Origin of the sequence: Terrirhizobium terrae (assembly GCF_030323265.1) — a bacterium.
Lineage (GTDB): Bacteria > Pseudomonadota > Alphaproteobacteria > Rhizobiales > Rhizobiaceae > Neorhizobium.
This window is the reverse complement of the sequence record NZ_CP104992.1, coordinates 2,971,593-2,990,012: the sequence shown is the minus strand read 5'-3', so window position 1 is coordinate 2,990,012 and position 18,420 is coordinate 2,971,593. Positions and strand designations below refer to the sequence as shown.

Annotated in this window: 13 protein-coding genes and 3 pseudogenes; 7 read left to right on the top strand and 9 right to left on the bottom strand. The window is 61.0% G+C overall.

Annotation, left to right across the window (positions count from 1 at the left end; all coding sequences use genetic code 11):
• The first annotated feature begins 141 nt into the window (after positions 1-141).
• The 6 genes and pseudogenes from N7E02_RS22575 (at position 142) to rsmA (ending at position 7,725) form a co-directional block, all read left to right on the top strand.
• A pseudogene (locus tag N7E02_RS22575) lies at positions 142-1,318 on the top strand (LptF/LptG family permease).
• Positions 1,315-2,403, top strand: a complete 1,089-nt coding sequence (gene lptG, locus N7E02_RS22570; protein WP_286579833.1) for an LPS export ABC transporter permease LptG — start codon at positions 1,315-1,317, stop codon at positions 2,401-2,403. Before N7E02_RS22575 ends, lptG begins: the two are co-directional and overlap by 4 nt.
• Positions 2,403-4,740: pseudogene (locus tag N7E02_RS22565) on the top strand (LPS-assembly protein LptD). The gene lptG and the pseudogene N7E02_RS22565 overlap by 1 nt, the downstream one beginning before the upstream one ends.
• Positions 4,741-4,896: 156 nt before the next feature.
• The gene (locus tag N7E02_RS22560) at positions 4,897-5,829 is read left to right on the top strand and encodes a SurA N-terminal domain-containing protein (RefSeq protein WP_374730741.1); all 933 of its coding nucleotides are present in this window, start codon (positions 4,897-4,899) and stop codon (positions 5,827-5,829) included.
• Between the two features lie 22 nt (positions 5,830-5,851).
• A complete protein-coding gene (pdxA, locus tag N7E02_RS22555) occupies positions 5,852-6,880 on the top strand; it encodes a 4-hydroxythreonine-4-phosphate dehydrogenase PdxA (RefSeq protein WP_286579831.1) in 1,029 nt (342 codons plus the stop codon).
• Positions 6,880-7,725 carry a 16S rRNA (adenine(1518)-N(6)/adenine(1519)-N(6))-dimethyltransferase RsmA gene (gene rsmA / locus N7E02_RS22550; protein ID WP_286579829.1) on the top strand — a complete coding sequence of 282 codons (846 nt, stop codon included), beginning with the start codon at positions 6,880-6,882 and terminating at the stop codon, positions 7,723-7,725. Before pdxA ends, rsmA begins: the two co-directional genes overlap by 1 nt.
• 6 nt (positions 7,726-7,731) lie before the next feature.
• Here the strand turns inward: rsmA and N7E02_RS22545 are convergent, their stop codons facing one another.
• From N7E02_RS22545 to N7E02_RS22505, 9 genes and pseudogenes are all read right to left on the bottom strand, one after another.
• Positions 7,732-8,613, bottom strand: coding sequence for a DMT family transporter (locus N7E02_RS22545; RefSeq protein ID WP_286579828.1), 882 nt, complete (start codon positions 8,611-8,613; stop codon positions 7,732-7,734).
• Between the two features lie 213 nt (positions 8,614-8,826).
• The gene (gmk, locus tag N7E02_RS22540) at positions 8,827-9,504 is read right to left on the bottom strand and encodes a guanylate kinase (RefSeq protein ID WP_286579826.1); all 678 of its coding nucleotides are present in this window, start codon (positions 9,502-9,504) and stop codon (positions 8,827-8,829) included.
• A 3-nt stretch (positions 9,505-9,507) separates the two neighbouring features.
• On the bottom strand, positions 9,508-10,395 hold the full coding sequence (locus N7E02_RS22535) for a YicC/YloC family endoribonuclease (protein ID WP_286579825.1): 888 nt from the start codon (positions 10,393-10,395) through the stop codon (positions 9,508-9,510).
• Between the two features lie 66 nt (positions 10,396-10,461).
• Positions 10,462-11,635, bottom strand: a pseudogene (gene mltG / locus N7E02_RS22530) (endolytic transglycosylase MltG).
• Between the two features lie 308 nt (positions 11,636-11,943).
• Positions 11,944-13,206: a beta-ketoacyl-ACP synthase II gene (gene fabF, locus N7E02_RS22525; protein WP_286579823.1), complete on the bottom strand. Its 1,263-nt coding sequence runs from the start codon at positions 13,204-13,206 to the stop codon at positions 11,944-11,946.
• 219 nt (positions 13,207-13,425) lie between these two features.
• The gene (locus N7E02_RS22520; protein WP_003502080.1) at positions 13,426-13,662 is read right to left on the bottom strand and encodes an acyl carrier protein; all 237 of its coding nucleotides are present in this window, start codon (positions 13,660-13,662) and stop codon (positions 13,426-13,428) included.
• A 283-nt stretch (positions 13,663-13,945) separates the two neighbouring features.
• Positions 13,946-14,683, bottom strand: a complete 738-nt coding sequence (fabG, locus tag N7E02_RS22515; protein WP_286579822.1) for a 3-oxoacyl-[acyl-carrier-protein] reductase — start codon at positions 14,681-14,683, stop codon at positions 13,946-13,948.
• Between the two features lie 113 nt (positions 14,684-14,796).
• Positions 14,797-15,753: an ACP S-malonyltransferase gene (gene fabD / locus N7E02_RS22510; RefSeq protein WP_286579821.1), complete on the bottom strand. Its 957-nt coding sequence runs from the start codon at positions 15,751-15,753 to the stop codon at positions 14,797-14,799.
• Between the two features lie 127 nt (positions 15,754-15,880).
• The gene (locus N7E02_RS22505) at positions 15,881-17,164 is read right to left on the bottom strand and encodes an Nramp family divalent metal transporter (protein ID WP_286579820.1); all 1,284 of its coding nucleotides are present in this window, start codon (positions 17,162-17,164) and stop codon (positions 15,881-15,883) included.
• 206 nt (positions 17,165-17,370) lie between these two features.
• On the opposite strand from N7E02_RS22505, the gene N7E02_RS22500 reads away from it, so the two are divergent.
• A complete protein-coding gene (locus N7E02_RS22500; RefSeq protein WP_286579819.1) occupies positions 17,371-18,414 on the top strand; it encodes an aldo/keto reductase in 1,044 nt (347 codons plus the stop codon).
• The last annotated feature ends 6 nt before the right edge of the window (positions 18,415-18,420 follow it).

Sequence of the window (18,420 nt, the reverse complement as noted above, 5' to 3'; positions counted from 1 at the left end):
ATTTTGAAATGTCACAACAAAAAATAAAACGCCTCTAGCCAACATATTTGTGACATGACATCTGTCGAAAACGTCGAGCCGATCGCTTAGATAGGCGCGACGGCCATCGCGGATGGCTGAGCTGCAAAGTGTCGGACGGGAATGAAGCTTCTCGAAACTTACATATTGCGCCGGATCTTCCAGATGTTTCTGGTGACGCTCGTTCCCGTGCTCACCATCATCTGGACCATCCAGGTGCTCGGGCGCATCAACCTGGTCACGGATACCGGCCAGTCGATGGGCTCGTTCATGCTGCTCGCGAGTTATATCCTGCCGACGATCATACCGGTCGTGCTGCCCTTCGCGCTCGTCATTGGCATTACCCAGACGCTGACGGCGATGAACAACGATCTCGGAACTGCCGGTCATCGATGCGGCGGGCGCCGGTCGCAGCATCATCTATCGGCCGGTGATTGCACTTTCGATCGTGCTCAGCCTCTTTTCCTTCGCGATCACCAATTTCCTCGAGCCCGAATCCCGGCTTGGCGCGCGCCAGATGGTCGCTGCCGCCTATGCCGATCTTCTCTCCTCCGTCATCGAGGAGAAGACGTTCCGCAGTATCGAGGATGGCCTCTACGTGCAGATCTCGGAGCGACATTCCGGCCGCCTGCTCAAGGGCCTTTTCGTGGTCGACTATCGGGATCCGAATTTCGACCTGATCTATTATGCCAAGGAAGGCTCGGTGGATCCGGGCGGCACGTCGCTGACGATGCGCGACGGAGAAGTGCACCGCAAATCTCCCGACGGCCGTATCTCGATCGTCAAGTTTGCCTCATATGCCTTTGATTTGTCGGCGATGACGAAGTCGGAAGGTGGCTTGCCGCTCTATTCAGCCGATCGCAGTCTCGGATTCCTGCTGAACCCCGACCCCACCGATCCGATCTATGCGAAATCGCCCGGAGCGTTCCGTTCCGAGCTGCATCGCCGCCTTTCGGACTGGCTCTTCCCGATCGCCTTCGCGCTGGTGTCGCTCGTCGTGGCGGGCAATACCCGCTCCCACCGATCAGCACGCGTACACCCGATGATCTATGCGTTGGTGCTGGCCTTCGCACTGCGATGGGCCGGGTTCTCCGTCACCAACCTGACGGAACGCAGTGCCGCCTATGTCCCGGCAGTATATCTGGTGCCGGTCGCCACCTCCGCCATCGCCATATTTATGCTGGCAACCAATAGGCAGATCCACATGCCGCGCATGTTCACCAGCGGCGTTGGCCGGTTGAACCGCATGCTGCAGCGTCGTTTCGCGCCGTCGACCGGTTCCACCGGAGGTACCGCATGATCTTCTCGACACTTTGGCGCTACTTCTTCCGCCGCTACATCGTGACAGCCTTCTGGTTCCTGCTCGGCGTCAGCGCGATCATCTTTCTCGCCGATTTCAGTGAAACGACCCGCCGTCTGTCAGGACTAGCCGAATTCAGTGTCTTCGGTGCTTTCGGGATGACCGCGCTGCGGCTGCCGTCGATTTTGCAGCAGGCCATCCCCACACTCAGCCTGTTCATCGGCATGACGGTGCTGATCGCACTCAACCGACGCTACGAACTGGTCGTGACGCGCGCGGCCGGCATCTCGGTGTGGCAGTTCGTCTCGCCCTTCGTCATCGGCGCCTTTTTGCTTGGTCTGCTTGCACTGCTGGTGATCAATCCGCTGGCCGCATGGGGACAGCGCGAATCAATTTCGATGGAAGCCAGCTGGCGTCAGGCGAGCAATCGCGCGAAGGCCAGCAAGTTCGTCCCCTGGATCCGCCAGATCAGCGGCGACGAGGACATTATTATCGGCGCGAAGAGCTATCGAGCCAATGGAACCGAGCTTATCGATGTGGTGCTTTTCCACTTCGACAAGGACGGAAACGTGACCATGCGGCAGGATGCACGCGAGGCAAAACTCGAAAATGGTTACTGGCTTCTTAACGATGTGCTGGAGAATCGCCCCGGCGAAATCCCGGTGCGCCAGCCCACGGCGCAGGTCCGTACCAACCTGAAACAGGAATACATTCAGGAAAGCCTGGAACAGCCCGAAACCGTTGCGTTCTTTGATCTTTCCCGGAAAATCGAGATCAGCCGCTCGTTCGGCATCTCAACCAAGGCGCTTGAAACTCAATTCCACTCGCTGCTGTCGCTTCCGGTACTGCTGGTGGCAATGACTCTCATTGCTGCAACAGTCTCGTTAAAATTCAGTCGCTTCGCCCAGTCCAGGTCGATGATTCTGGGTGGCATAGTTTCAGGCTTCGTGCTTTATGTCGTGAGTGTGCTTGTGAAGGCGTTTGGGAGCAGCGGAGCGATTCCTCCCTTCGTGGCGGTCTGGATACCAGTCATCGTCGCGACGGCGTTGGGCGCAACGATTCTGCTTCATCAGGAGGACGGCTAGTGGCGGTCAGTAACCGCAGGAATATAAGACGGCTTGCCGCCGCCCTGCTGACAGGTGTGTCTGCTTTTGTATGCGGCGTGACGACGGATATCGCTCACGCGCAGGGGCTTACGCCCGTCCAATCGGACGACGCGAAGATGCTGCTGCGCGCCAATGAACTCGTCTATAATCAGGACGCCCAGCAGGTCACCGCTCGCGGTGGCGTGCAGATCTATTACAACCGCTATCGGATGGTCGCGCAGCGGGTCGAATACGACCAGAAGAGCGGGCGCGTCATGGCGGTGGGCAATATTGAGCTGATCGAACCCGGCGGCACGCGCGTCTACGCTGAAGAGCTCGACGTCACAGACGATTTCGGCGAAGGCTTCCTCAATGCCCTTCGCGTCGAGACCACAGACAATACGCGTCTGGCCGCAGAGAGCGCCGAAAGGCAGCCGGGCGACCTGATGGTCTTGAACAACACCGTATACACGGCATGCCTCCCCTGCGCGCAGACGCCGGGCAAGGCGCCCTTGTGGCAGGTCAAGGCCCAGCGTGTGATCTCGCAATGGCCAGACCCATACGATTCGCCTTGAGAACGCACAGTTCGAGCTGTTCGGCATGTCGCTTGGCAGACTGCCGTTTCCGATCACGGTGCCCGACGAGACGGTCGAGCGGAAATCCGGCCTGCTGTTTCCGCGGTTCAGTGCCAGCGACAATCTCGGCTTCGGTATCAGCGTTCCCTATTACCATGTCTTTTCGCCGAGCATGGATGCGACAATCACTCCGACCTATTACAGCAACCAGGGGCTGCTGGTCGAAGGTGAAGTGCGCAACCGCTTCGATAACGGCGAGCATACGTTCCGCTTTGCGGGAATCAGCCAGCAGAATTCCGGCGCGTTCGATCCAAACACCGCCGACCGCGAGGCCGATACCCGCGTGATGGCCGCCTCACAAGGCAAGTTCGAGATCAACCCGCGCTGGACGTTCGGCTGGAACGTCATGGCTCAGAGCGACAACAACTTCTCGCGCACCTACGACCTTCAGGACGTCGATGACGAGACGTTCACCAATGAAGTCTACCTGACCGGACTTGGTTCGCGGAATTATTTCGATCTGCGCGGCTACTACTTCGATGTTCAGGACGACGCGGAAAGCAGCGTGCTGGAGCGCCAGCAGCCGATCGTCTATCCGGTCCTCGACTACAGCTATTATGCGCCCGAGCCGATTTTCGGTGGCCAACTGTCGTTGAACGCCAATCTGACGAACCTCTCACGCCGCGAGGACGACGCTTATTTCGCCGGGTCGAGCAATCGCTTCCCGGGCCTGGAAGGCAGCTACACGCGTTTCACCGCCGAGGCGGAATGGAAGCGCACGCTGACTACCGAAGGCGGCCTGCAGTTGACCCCGTTGCTTGCTCTTCGCGGCGACGGACTTCGCAGCACCTCTTCGGGAACGCCCGGCTTCTATGACGGCGATCTCGACGATGACCCGAGCGGCCGCTACATGGCGACAGCCGGCCTTGAGGCCCGCTATCCGTTCCTCATCACGGCCGGCAGCAGCAGCCATATCATCGAGCCTATCGCGCAGATCTATGCGCGGCCGGACGAACAGATGGCCGGCGGCCTGCCGAACGAGGATGCACAGAGCTTCGTCTTCGACGCGACGAGCCTCTTCGAACGCGACAAGTTCTCCGGCTACGACCGGATCGAAGGTGGCACGCGTGCCAATATCGGCATCCGCTATACCGGCTCGTTCGATAACGGCGTCGGTCTGCGCGGCATCTTCGGCCAGTCCTACCAGGTCGCCGGCGAGAACTCCTTCGCCAGTGCCGATCTCGTCAATGCAGGTGCCAATTCCGGCCTTGAGGAAGATGTTTCGGATTACGTCGCCATGGCCGCGATTGATCTTCCGCAAGGCTTCAGCCTCTCGAACAATACCCGCTTCGACAAGGACACGTTCGAGGTTCGGCGCAACGATATCGCCTTCGATTACAAGACGCCGCGTGTCAGCGGTAAGCTTGTCTACACGAAGGTGGCGGCACAGCCGGAATACGGTTCGCCGAGCTCGACCAACATCCTTGAAAAGTCGATGAGCTTCCGCATCAACGAGAACTGGTCGCTGGCAGGCAAGGCGACCTGGGATATCGACGACAACGAAGTTACCCGCCGCGGCCTCGGCATCAGCTATGCCGACGAGTGCACGATCTTCACCCTCGCCTATACTGAGAAGACGGATTCGAGCACTGACGCCAATGACTGGAGCATCGGCGCACGCCTGAGCTTCAGGACGCTCGGCGACGTCAACATCGGTTCGACGGACGATTACGACGACGAGCAGGCCTTCCGTTATCAGTAATGTGGTCGCCGTCGATGACGGTGAATTGATGGCCGTGCCGCGGCCATCTGTCATCGTTTTGCCGCACCGATTGCGCAAGCGGGCTCGCATATAGTAAAAGGCGGCCGAAAGCCGCAAACAGAGACGTAGCGCATAGGGAGTGCAACGATGTTTGGAGTGACCGGAACGCGCAGGCTGGCGATCGCCTTCACCGCACTTGCGGCATCAATCGTCGTCAACCCTGCCATCAGCTCGGCTCAGTCGACGAGCGGTGTCGCCGCCGTGGTGAACCGCACACCGATCACCACCGCCGACGTTGCTCGCCGCGCCGCCTTTTTGCGTCTGCAGAGACAGAAGTCTGACACCAAGATCGCGCGCGAGCAATTGATCGACGAGGTGCTGAAGCGGCAGGAGATTGCACGCGTCAAGATGTCGGTCAGCACCGACGACGTCGACCGCTCGTTTGCACGTTTTGCCGCGAGCAACAAGATCACGACCGCGCAACTGACCCAGATGCTGGGCCAGGCAGGCGTCACGGCAGAGCATTTCAAAAATTACATCGCCGTCCAGATGAGCTGGCCGCGTCTGATCAACGCGCGGTTTGGCAGCGGCAATAGCCGCATGTCCAGCCAGGAACTAGTCACACGCATGATGGAGCGTAAGGAAAAGCCGGTAACGACGGAGTATTTCCTGAAGCAGATCATCTTCGTGGTCCCGGCTTCCAAGCGCAACGCGATTCTCAACAAGCGCAAGTCTGAGGCAGAAGCATCCCGTTCGAAATTCCCCGGCTGCGATCAGGCCAAGCAATTCGCCGCGACCATGATGGATGTCTCCGTTCGCGACCTCGGCCGCGTTCTGGCGCCTAACCTGCCGGAGAACTGGAAGCCGCTGATCGAAAAGGCCAAGAACGGTACGACCGGAGCCTTGGTAACCGAGCGCGGCGTCGAGTTTCTTGCGATCTGCGAGCAGCGCCAGGTTTCCGACGACCTCGCCGCCGAAGCCGTATTCCGTGCCGAAGACCTCGGCAAGGCGGAAAAGAGCGGCGAAGATCCCAACAGCAAGAAGTATCTCGATGAACTGCGCTCCAAGGCGCAGATCGACCTGCGCTGATAATAGCCTATCCGGAGTTTGCATGGCATCCGATCGTCCGCTCGCATTGACCCAGGGCGATCCCGCCGGCATCGGCCCGGATATCACGCTGGCCGCATGGGCAGCCCGCGCCACGACCGGGCTCCCACCTTTCCTCTATATTGGTGATCCCGCCGTCCTGAAGGCGCGCGCAGCCCTTCTCGATCTCGACGTTCCCGTTCGCGAGGCATCGCCCGATACTGCGGCATCGATCTTCCCTGACGCGCTGCCGGTGCTGCCGATTTCCGCCGGTGCTGAAGTCGCTCCCGGTGAACCGCATGTGGCGACCGCCCATGGCACGATTTCCGCGATTGAGACGGCAGTCGAACTCTGCGTTGCCGGCCGTGCCTCCGCCGTCGTCACCAACCCGATCGCGAAATCCGTGCTCTACCAGGCGGGCTTCAAGTTTCCGGGCCACACGGAATTCCTGGCTGATCTCGCGGCCAAGGCAAAGGGGCAGACCTTCCTACCCGTCATGATGCTGGCTGGCCCCAAGCTCCGGGCGATCCCGGTTACCATCCACATTCCGGTCAAGGACATACCCGGCGCGTTGACCGAGCAGCTCATTCTCGACACCTGCCGCATCGCCCATCACGACCTCAAGACCCGTTTCGACATGGAGCAGCCGCGCATCGCTGTTGCCGGTCTTAACCCGCATGCGGGCGAAGACGGCGCGATCGGCAGTGAGGACCAGGACATCATCCATCCGGCCGTCTTCAAGCTGCGCAAGGAGGGGCTTCATGTCTTCGGCCCCCTGCCCGCCGATACGATGTTCCATGACGAGGCGCGCGCCCGTTACGACGTTGCGATCTGCATGTACCACGACCAGGCGCTTATCCCGGCCAAGGCGCTCGGCTTCGATACCTCGGTCAATGTGACACTCGGCCTGCCCTTCATCCGCACGTCGCCGGACCACGGCACCGCCTTCGGCATTGCGGGCCAGGGTATCGCCCGCGAGACGAGCCTCGTAGAGGCATTGAAGCTCGCGGCTCAGCTTGCGGCCAACACCCAGCCTATTGGCGAAACAGTCTGATGGCGACGCTCGACGGACTGCCGCCCCTTCGTGAAGTCATCCAGCGCCACGGCCTCGACGCCAGGAAGGCGCTCGGACAGAACTTTCTCTTCGACCTCAACCTCACCCAGAAGATCGCCCGCTCGGCCGGTAGCCTGGAAGGCGTGACGGTGTTCGAAGTCGGCCCCGGCCCCGGCGGCCTGACGCGCGCGATCCTGGCGCTCGGAGCGAAAAAGGTGATCGCCGTCGAGCGTGATGCCCGCGCTTTGCCCGTACTCGCCGAAGTCGCTGACTATTACCCCGGCCGCCTCGAAGTCATCGAAGGCGATGCGCTGAAGACCGATTTCGCAACCCTTGCTGCCGAGAAGGCCGAGGGCGGATCGGTGAAGATCATCGCCAACCTTCCCTACAATGTCGGCACACAATTGCTGCTCAACTGGCTGCTGCCGGAAGATGGCCAGTGGCCGCCTTTCTGGGAGAGCCTGACGCTGATGTTCCAAAAGGAAGTCGGGCTGCGCATCGTCGCCGACGAGGAAGACAACCACTATGGCCGTCTCGGCGTGCTCTGCGGCTGGCGCACCGACGCGCATATGGTGTTCGACGTGCCGCCGCAGGCTTTCACGCCACCGCCGAAGGTGACGTCCACGGTCGTCCATCTGACGCCACGCGCCAATCCCTTGCCCTGCGACGTGGACAAGCTAGAGCGCGTCACCCATGCCGCCTTCGGTCAGCGCCGCAAGATGCTGCGCCAAAGCCTCAAGCCCGTCGGTGGCGAGGCCCTCCTCAACAAGGCGGGTATCGACCCGCAGCGACGCGCCGAGACGCTTTCCGTCGAAGAATTCGTTCTGTTGGCGAACAGCCTGTAAGGCGCGTCAGGTCGGCGTGGCCTGGATGCGGTTGGCATTTGGCCGCCGCAGGTTGAAAAGATTGCCTGCCAGGATAAGTCCCGCTCCGACGGCCGTCAGGCCATCGATCGCTTCGGCGTAAAGCAGATAGCCGATCAGGGCCGAGGCCGGCACCCGCAGGTAATCCATCGGCATCACCACGGTCGCCTCCGCATAGGAGAGTGCCTTCGCCATGCAGTAATGCGCGAACGTGCCGGTAAAGGCGATGACGAAGATCCATGGCCACAGGCCGGCGGACGGCCACACCCACACCCTCAACGCCGGGACGAGCCCGATGATCGACTGGATAATCAGCATCCAGAAGATGATCTTGGTGGCGCTGTCGGTGCGCGTCAGGGCCTTTGTCATGATGAAGGATATGGCGAAGACGAAGGCCGCGCCGAGCACGATCAGGTGGCCCGGATTGAGTGGCGCGGCACCGGGCCTGACGATCAGCACGACACCGACCAGCCCGAAGGAGATCGCCACACCCTTGCGCCAGGTCAGACGCTCGCCGAGAAAAGCGGCCGCCATGATCGCGGCCCAGATCGGCGCGGTGAACTCAATGGCGATGACCTGGGCGAGCGGAATGAGGGTCAGGCCCATCAGCCAAGCAAACTGACCGATATAGTGTGCAACGTTGCGGCCGATATGGCTCGGCAGGATGCTGGTGCGCATCGCTTTTATCCCGCCTTCACGAATGACCAGCGGCAAGAGCATGAAGAAGGCGATGACGGAACGCATCTCCATCGCCTGGAATACATCGATCTCGCGGGTAACGGCCCGGCCGGAAACGGCCATCAGCAGGAGGAGCGCGATGGACACCATCATCCACACCGCCGCCCTCGTCGTTGACGGAGTTTTTTCCATGGATGTTCTCTCCTCGCCATCAATCACTTGACGAAGAGCACATTTCCTATGGGTCATTCGCCTGAAGAGAAGGCCTATAGGACGGATGCACCGCGGTCCAGCGATGAGGCTCACTCATCCCGCCCGAAAAGCATTTCTTAGCTGCACGCCTGCCTCACAGGTCAAGTAACCAAGCAATGCACCCGGAGGATATCGGGCCCGCTTCCTATCAACTTAAAGCTTCGGTTCTTCCGTCAGAAGCGTATCCACGAAGTGGAACAAGCCATGGCGGCGGTCGCGACGGACGCGTTCGGCGTTGACGATGCAGTTGACGTTGCGGAAGGCCTCGTCGAGATCGTCGTTGACGATGACATAGTCATATTCGCGCCAGTGCTCGATCTCGGAACGGGAGTTCAGGAGGCGAGTGCGGATTACCTCTTCGGAATCCTCCGCGCGGCGATGCAGGCGGGATTGCAACTCGGTCATGGTCGGCGGCAGGACGAAGATCGAGACGATGTCGGCCTTCATCTTTTCCTGCAGCTGCAGCGCGCCCTGCCAGTCGATGTCGAACAGCATGTCGCGGCCTTCGGCCATGGCAGCCTCCACCGGCTCGCGCGGCGTGCCGTAGAAATTGCCGTGCACTTCCGCCCATTCCAGAAGCTCGCCGCTGTCGCGCATGCGCTCGAATTGCGGGATGGAGATGAAGTGATAGTGCTTGCCGGCGATCTCGCTCGGGCGGCGCTGGCGCGTCGTCACGCTGATCGAGATTTCCAGGTTCTCGTCGTTCTCGAGAAGATTGCGGGCGATCGTCGACTTGCCGGCGCCGGAGGGAGACGAAAGAACCAGCATGAGGCCGCGACGGGCGATGCTGCTTTGCGTCTTGGCAGGCTGGTTCGACGGTGCCGGGCTCATCTTCTACTCCAGATTCTGGACCTGTTCGCGGAACTGGTCGATCACGACTTTCAGTTCAATGCCCGCTGCCGTTACAGCAGAGGAGTTGGATTTGGAACAGATGGTATTCGATTCCCGGTTAAATTCCTGTGCAAGGAAATCGAGCTTGCGCCCGACGGGGCCGCCCTTGTCGAGAAGTTCGCCAACGGCCGCGACATGGGCCTTCAACCGGTCGATTTCCTCGCGCAAGTCGGCGCGGGTCGCAAGCAGCGCAGCCTCCGAGTAGAGCCGGTCGCGATCAAAGCCGGATTTCTCCTGGAGCAGCTGATCAAGCTGAACGGAAAGCTTGCGGGCGATCTCGTCCGGCGAGCGCGACGGATCGGCCTCGATCACCCGCGTCAGTTCGGCGATACGTGCAAGATGGGCTTCAAGAGCCGATTTCAGCGCCGCTCCTTCCGCCTCGCGCATGCGCTTGAGGTTGGAGAGAGCCGCATCGAGGCTGGCAAGAACGGCCGCGTCACGGGCGGCGACGGCCTCCTCGTCATCCTGCTGCTCGCGGATATCTACGAGCCCGCGAATGGAGAGAAGCGTATCGAGCCTGAGCGGTGCCGGATCGATGGCATCGCCAAGCTGGGCGCGAAGCGACATAACCGCATCGAGCGCATCGCGATTGACGATCGCCTCCATCTTCGTCTCGTCCTGCGCAATCGACAGGGAAGCCTGGACATTGCCGCGCGACAGGCGTTCGCCCGCCAGTCGGCGCACATCCGCCTCAAGCCGTTCCAACCCCTGCGGCAGGCGCAGCCGGACATCGAGCCCCTTGCCGTTGACCGAGCGAAGTTCCCAGACGAAGCGGCTCCGTCCGCTGACCCCTTCGCTGCGCGCAAAACCGGTCATCGACTGCACTGTCATTAAATTCACTCCAAATGCGGGCCACCGTTCGTTGCGGCGGTGGCAATCGCGTCAGTTGCGGGCCCGTCAGTTGCCGGTCGGCTTCTCGGCATCCTCGCCGTCCGGCTGGCCGTCGACCACCTCGTTCGACTGGTTGCCTGCGGCGGCACCTGACGCACGTTCAGCCTCGATCCTGCGCCAGCGGCGGACATTGGCATTGTGCTCTTCTAGCGTCGGCGCGAAGACGTGACCACCCGTGCCGTCAGCAACGAAATAGAGGTCCTTCGTCCGCCAGGGGTTGGCGACCGCTTCAAGAGCTGCACGGCCGGGATTGGAGATCGGCGTCGGCGGAAGGCCCTTGATACGATAGGTGTTGTAAGGCGTTTCCTTCTGCAGGTCGGACCTGTAGATCGGCCTGTCGGAAGGTTTTCCTCGCCGCCAAAGATGCCGTAGACGATCGTCGGATCGGACTGCAGGCGCATGCCTTTTTCCAGACGGTTGAAGAAGACGGACGCGACATGGGCGCGCTCGTCGTCCTTGCCGGTTTCCTTTCGACGATGGAAGCGAGCACGACGAACTCTTCCTTCGTCTTGATCGGCAGGTCGGGATCGCGGCGTTCCCAGATCTGATCAACCAGCTTCTGCTGGGCAGCATGCATCTGCGAAAGAATTTCGGCGCGCTTGGTGCCGCGCGAGAACTTGTAGGTGTCCGGACGCAGGCTGCCTTCCGCCGGCAGATCGGCAGGCAGGTCGCCTTCCAGGATCGTGTCCTCGGCGAGACGCAGCGTCATCTGGCGCACGGTCAGACCTTCCGGCATGGAGATCGAATAGAGGATCGACTTGCCCGACTCCAATATGTCGGCCACATCCTTCATCGAGGCATGGGCCTTGATCTCGTATTCGCCGGCCTTGAGGCTGCGGCGGCTGTTGGAAGAGCCGGCATAGCCAAGATGGACGGCGGTCACGTAACGGAAGATGCGGCTGTCCTCGACAATACCGTTTCGCTCCAGGCTGGTGGCGATCTCGGCAATGCCGGATCCCTCGCGCACGACGAAATTGGTATTGGCTTCCAGCGGACCGGGCTTCTGATAGGTCGACAGCGCATAATAGAAGACAGCGGCGCCGACGAGCGCGACCATCACCACCATCGTCATCAGGAAGTTCAGGAAAATGACGACTTGGCTGCGGGCCTTCTTGGAGCGCCGCGGCGGATCGGGAACGCGTTCGGGTTTCAATGCTTCATTCGGCGATTTCGGAATGATCGGACCGCGGCCATTGCCGTTACCGCCATTGCCCTGGGAACCGCCCGGGGAAGCTCGCCGACATGATTGGAATTGCTCACCCGCACCCCCGTTCGAATACTAGAGCGCCGTGCAGTCGAAACCGACACACAAAACACGCGCTATTCATTAACACCCGCGCATCCCGCCTAACAGAATCGATTTGCGATTCGTATCGATGCGCCGGCAATCGTGACCTGCTGTTTGGCCAAGCAATAAGGCAAAATACAGGTCCGGAAAATCACATCGGCCGGAACGGGTGTCCGGCCGATGAAGAGAGGCTCGAATGCTTAAGCGTCGTAGCGCTTCAGCACGAGCGATGCATTGGTGCCGCCGAAGCCGAAGGAGTTCGACAGGGCAACATTGACGTCACGCTTGCGTGCCGTGTGCGGCACGAGGTCGATCGTGGTTTCGACATCGGGATTGTCGAGATTGAGCGTCGGCGGAACGATGTTGTCGCGGATCGCAAGCGTCGCGAAGATCGCCTCGACGGCACCGGCGGCGCCGAGAAGGTGACCGATCGCCGACTTGGTCGACGACATTGAAATCTTCGAGGCCGCATTGCCGACCAGGCGCTCGACGGCGCCGAGTTCGATCGTGTCGGCCATGGTCGAGGTGCCATGGGCGTTGATGTAGTCGATGTCGGAAGGCGACAGGCCGGCGCGCTTCAGCGCCATGGTCATGCAGCGCTGCGCGCCCTCGCCGTCTTCCGACGGTGCGGTGATGTGGAAGGCATCGCCGGAAAGACCGTAGCCGACGACTTCGGCATAGATCTTGGCGCCGCGGGCCTTGGCGTGTTCCAGTTCTTCCAGAACGACGATGCCGGCGCCCTCGCCCATGACGAAACCGTCGCGGTCGCGGTCGTAAGGACGCGATGCCTTTTCCGGGTTGTCGTTGTGCTGGGTCGACAGCGCCTTGCAAGCGGCAAAGCCGGCGAGACCGATGCGGCAGACCGGCGATTCGGCGCCACCGGCAACCATCACGTCGGCATCGCCGAACATGATCAGCCGGGCCGCGTCACCGATCGCATGGGCGCCGGTGGAACAAGCCGTGACGACCGCGTGGTTCGGGCCGCGCAGCTTGTGCTTGATCGAGACCTGTCCGGAAACGAGGTTGATCAGGCGACCCGGAATGAAGAAAGGCGAGATGCGGCGCGGGCCCTTGTCGCGCAGCGTATAGCCCGCTTCGACGATGCCTTCGAGACCGCCGATGCCGGAGCCGATCAGCACGCCGGTCATGATCTGGTCTTCATCCGTCTCGGGATGCCATCCGGCATCCGCCAGCGCCATGTCGGCGGCGGCAACGCCATAGAGGATGTATGGGTCGATCTTGCGCTGTTCCTTTGGCTCCATCCACTGATCGGCATTGAATGTGCCGTCAGTGCCGTCGCCGACCGGGATGCGGCAGGCGATCTTCGCCGGCAGATCCTCGACCTCGAATTCGGTGACCAGCCTTGCGCCGTTCTGCCCTGCGAGCAGACGCTGCCAGGTGATTTCCGTTCCGCATCCGAGCGGTGATACCATGCCGGTACCGGTGATAACGACACGCCTCATCGCCAAGCGCTCCACCCTGTATTTCATGTTCTCGCGCATCGCGCCCGAAACCCGTTCACGGCTTTCGGACATTTCACGACGCGGCGAATCTCAAATTGCAGAGCACGATGCCTCCAGTTCGGAGAACGACCCTGCAGGTGCTGAAACGGCCCGAACAAGCGGGCCGTCGTGAGGATCGATACCGTCAAATGCCGGCAAGCGTCCCGAATATGTCGTCGATTAGGCCTGGGCCTTTTCGATGAACTTGACGGCGTCGCCGACGGTCAGGATCGAGTCAGCAGCGTCGTCCGGAATTTCAACGCCGAACTCTTCTTCGAACGCCATGACCAGTTCGACGGTGTCGAGCGAGTCCGCACCCAGATCGTCGATGAAGCTTGCGCCTTCGACAACCTTGTCGGCATCAACGCCGAGATGGTCAATGACAATTTTCTTAACGCGTTCTGCGATATCGCTCATGTCGGTTTCCTCGACCTTTATCTTTTCCGGATGTCATCGATGACATCCACATCCTGTTAAACCTGCAACTGCACCTTTCGGGCGCCGATGCCGGCAGACCCCACCACCCTTTATCCGGTTCCGCAACTCTTGCTCACGCAATGTGACGACCTGAATTTCAGGGTGACTTTTTCACAGTCATGGCCCGCTTAACACGGTTTGACTGTTACGCAAAGCCAGAATTTGTTCCCTCCCACAGCCTAGAACCCTTGTTCTCCACTGGTTTGGCAACGAAGCCCGGCAATCAGATCATTGCCATGCCGCCATTGACGTGAAGCGTCTGTCCAGTGACGTAGCCAGCCTCGTCGGAGGCGAGATAGAGAACGGCGGCCGCGATGTCCGATCCTGCGCCCATGCGCTTCATCGGGATCGCGCCCATGATCACTTCCTTCTGCTTCTCGTTCAGCTTGCCGGTCATGGCGCTGTCGATGAAGCCCGGGGCAACGCAGTTGACCGTGACGTTGCGCGTAGCGATTTCCTGGGCCAGCGACTTGGAGAAGCCGATCATGCCGGCCTTCGACGCGCAGTAGTTGGTCTGGCCCGGATTGCCGGTGACGCCGACGATCGAGGTGATGTTGATGATCCGGCCCTGGCGGCGGCGCATCATCGGGTGGGTCAGTTCACGGGTCAGGCGGAAGACCGCCGTCAGGTTGACTTCGAGTACCGCATCCCAGTCCTCGTCGCTCATGCGGACGAACAGGCCGTCCTTGGTGATACCGGCATTGTTGACGAGAATGTCGACGCCACCGAGTTCGGCTTCGGCCTTTTCGCCGAGCGCCTTGACTTCGGCGCGGTCGGAAAGGTTTGCCGGGAAGATGTGGACGCGGTCGCCGAGCTCGGCGGCAAGCGCCTCGAGCTTTTCGACGCGGGTGCCGTGCAGGCCGACAATGGCGCCCTGCTTGTGCAGAAGCCGGGCGATCTCTTCGCCGAGACCACCGGTTGCGCCGGTGACGAGGGCCTTGCGGCCGGTCAAATCAAACATGTCAGTTCCTTCCTCTCCATGCGGGATACGCCAAAACGGGCGGGATATCCCCATGCGAAAAATCAAAAGTCAAAAGCCGTCATCTTACATCTGCAAGATGGGGCTTGTTATCCTCAGCCGATAATGGCGGCGATCGCCGCGTCGATATCGGCTGGCGTATTGACGGCTACGCCGGAGATATTCTTGTCGATGCGGCGGGCAAGACCCGTCAGCACCTTTCCGGAGCCAATTTCGTAAAGCGTGGTGATGCCATTGGCGCCGAACCACTCGACCGTCTCACGCCAGCGCACCTGTCCGGTGACCTGGGTGACGAGCAGCTGGGCAATCTCGTCGGCATCAGAAACCGGAGCGGCACGGACATTGGCGATAACCGGCACGACCGGGTTCTTCTTCTCGACCTTGGCGAGCGCATGACGCATGGCATCGGCGGCGGGCGCCATCAGGTCGGAATGGAAGGGTGCGGAGACCGGAAGCATGATGGCGCGCTTGGCGCCCTTCTCGGTCGCGAGTGCCGCTGCCTTCTCGACGGCACCCTTGGAGCCGGAGATGACCAGCTGGCCGCCGCCATTGTCGTTGGCGATCTGGCAGACGCCTTCCGCCTTGGCTTCAGCGCAGATGGCTTCTACGTCGCCATGCTCGAGGCCGATGATCGCAGCCATGGCGCCCTGCCCGACCGGAACGGCCGACTGCATGGCGTCACCGCGGATGCGCAGCAGCTTTGCCGTATCCGAAACCGAGAACGTGCCGGCTGCACAGAGCGCCGAATATTCACCAAGCGAATGACCGGCGACATAGGCGACCTTTTCTGCAAGCCTCAGACCGCGGGCTTCGAGCACCCGCATGGCGGCGATCGAGACGGCCATCAGCGCCGGCTGGGCGTTGGCGGTCAGCGTCAGGGTTTCTTCCGGGCCGTTCCACATGATGTCGGACAGCTTTTGGCCGAGCGCCTCATCGACTTCTTCGAAAACCGCGCGGGCTTCGGGATAGGCGTCAGCGAGTTCCTTGCCCATGCCGACGGCCTGGCTGCCCTGACCGGGAAATGTGAATGCGATGCTCGTCGAAGCGCTCATGGGCCTTTTCCTTCCCTGGTGGGACCTTTTCGGGGCTTGTCTTTCGCCCTCCATTCACATTCCCGCCCGGAGAGTCAAGGGAAAGCAGGGGCCGGAAACCTTCCGGCCCTCAGCGTTCTGGCCTCTATCAACCGGAAATCATCCCGATGACCTCGTTGACGCAGAGCACGATGAACAGCGCGGCCGCAATCCCGAGCAAGCCGTTCGACAGCCAGCCGCTGCGCCATTCCTTCGGCACCCGCGAGGAATTGAGCAGCCAGATCAGCGTCAGCGCCAGGAACGGCATGAAGAACGCGCCGAGCGCCCCATAGATGACGACGAGCAGGAACGGGCGACCGAACCAGAGCAGCACCATGGGCGGGATGGTCAGCCAGAACAGGTAGAAACGGAAGGCGTTGCTCTTTTCCAGATCCTGGCGTGCGCCCGTTCCGCCGCGCACGTTGCGGACGAAGTCGGCAAACAGCAGTGACACACCGTGCCAGACGCCGAGAATGGACGAGACAGAGGTTGCGAAAAAGCCGAGCAGGAACAGGACGGAGACGACCGGGCCGAAGCGTTCGCGCAGAACCTCGTCGAGATCGAGCAGTCCGCGGTCGCCGCTCGAAAGCGTGATCTGCGCCGTGTAGAGCAGTTCCGCGCCGATGATGAGCATTGCGATAACGAAGATGCCGGTGACGATATAAGCGACACGGTTGTCGAGGCGCATGATGCCCATCCAGGCAGGCGTACGCCAGCCCTTGGCATTTACCCAATAACCGTATGAAGCCATGGTGATGGTGCCGCCGACGCCGCCGATCAGGCCGAGCGTATAGAAAATCGATCCTTCGGGAAGCGACGGCACGAGCCCCGTCAGCGCCTCACCAATATTGGGCACGACCATGATCGCGACGCCGACAACGACCACGAACATGAAGGCGATCAGGATCTTCATGGCGTTTTCGAACATCTGATACTTGTTCATCGCCACGAAGGCGGCGCAGACAAGGCCCGAGATCATCGCCCAGGCCCAGAGCGGCAGAACGGGGAAGAGTGCGGCGAGCGGCAGAGCCGTGGCACTCATGGCGGTCGCGCCATACACGAAGCCCCAGATCATGATGTAGATGCCGAAATACCAGCTCGTCCACTTACCGAGCGACTTCCAACCTTCCAGCATGGTGGAGCCGGTCGCGAGGTGATAGCGGGCCGATCCCTCCGCCAGCGCAATCTTGACGATACAGCCGATGACGGCGGCCCAGAGCAGCGCATAACCGAAGCGCGAGCCCGCGATCAGGGTCGCGACCAGATCGCCTGCGCCGACGCCGGTGGCTGCGGCGACGATGCCCGGACCGATCAGCTTCCAGCGTCCGGTCGCCGGCGGATCGCCTGCATCCGGAAAGCCACGTTCGTCATATTGCACCGCATTATCGGCCATGAAGGCTCCTCCGCAAATTTATTCTCCGCCTGCACGGTATCAGTGCGCAAACTGCGCCATGCAAGGTTGAATTAGAATTTTTCCAGCGGTTTCGAGCCCTCGCGCATAAAATTTTCGCGATTTGCCAATGTTTCATCTGCAATCAAGTCTTGCGCTGCAGCAAATCCCGCATAAGGTTCCCGCCTTCTGAAGACGGGATTTTTCGTATGAAATTCAATAAACTCGGCCGGACGGATATTTCTGTTTCGGAAATCTGCCTCGGAACCATGACCTGGGGCTCGCAGAACTCGGAGGCCGAAGCTCACGCGCAGATGGACTATGCCGTCGAGCAGGGCGTCAACTTCATCGACACGGCCGAGCTTTATCCGACGACCCCCGTCAGCGCCGAGACCTATGGCCGCACGGAAGAGTATATCGGTGCGTGGTTGAAGAAGCGGGCAAAGCGCGACGACATCGTGCTTGCCAGCAAGATCGCCGGCGCCGGCCGGCCGCATATCCGCGACGGCCGTCCGATTACGCCGGAGACGATCCGCGAAGCCGTCGACGCCAGCCTGAAGCGGCTGCAGACCGACTATATCGACCTCTACCAGATCCACTGGCCGAACCGCGGCCACTATCATTTCCGCAATTCCTGGGGCTTCGACGCCACCACGCAGGACGGCCCTGCGGCTCTTCAGAGCGTGACCGAGAAGCTCGAAACGCTCGGCGAATTGGTGAAAGCCGGCAAGATCCGCGCGATCGGCCTCTCAAACGAGACCGCCTGGGGCACGATGCAATATGTGAAGATTGCCGAGGAGAAAGGACTGCCACGCGTCGCCTCGATTCAGAACGAATACAATCTTCTCTACCGGACCTTCGATCTCGACCTTGCCGAGGTCGCCCACCACGAGAGTGTCGGCCTGCTCGCCTATTCACCGCTGGCCGCCGGCCTGCTGACCGGCAAATATATCGACGGCGCCCGTCCTGAAGGCGCGCGCGGCACGATCAACAAGGACCTGGGCGGCCGATTGCAGCCACTGCAGGAACCAGCGGTGAAGGCCTATCTCGAAGTCGCTGGAAAGCATGGCCTCGACATGAGCCAGATGGCGCTCGCCTTCTGCCTTACACGCCCCTTCATGACTTCCGTCATCATCGGCGCGACGACGATGGAGCAGCTGAAGACCGACATCGGCGCCGCCGGCGTGACGCTGTCGGAAGAGGCTATGTACGATATCGCCAAGGTCTATCGGCGGTACCCGATGCCGATTTGAGCACTA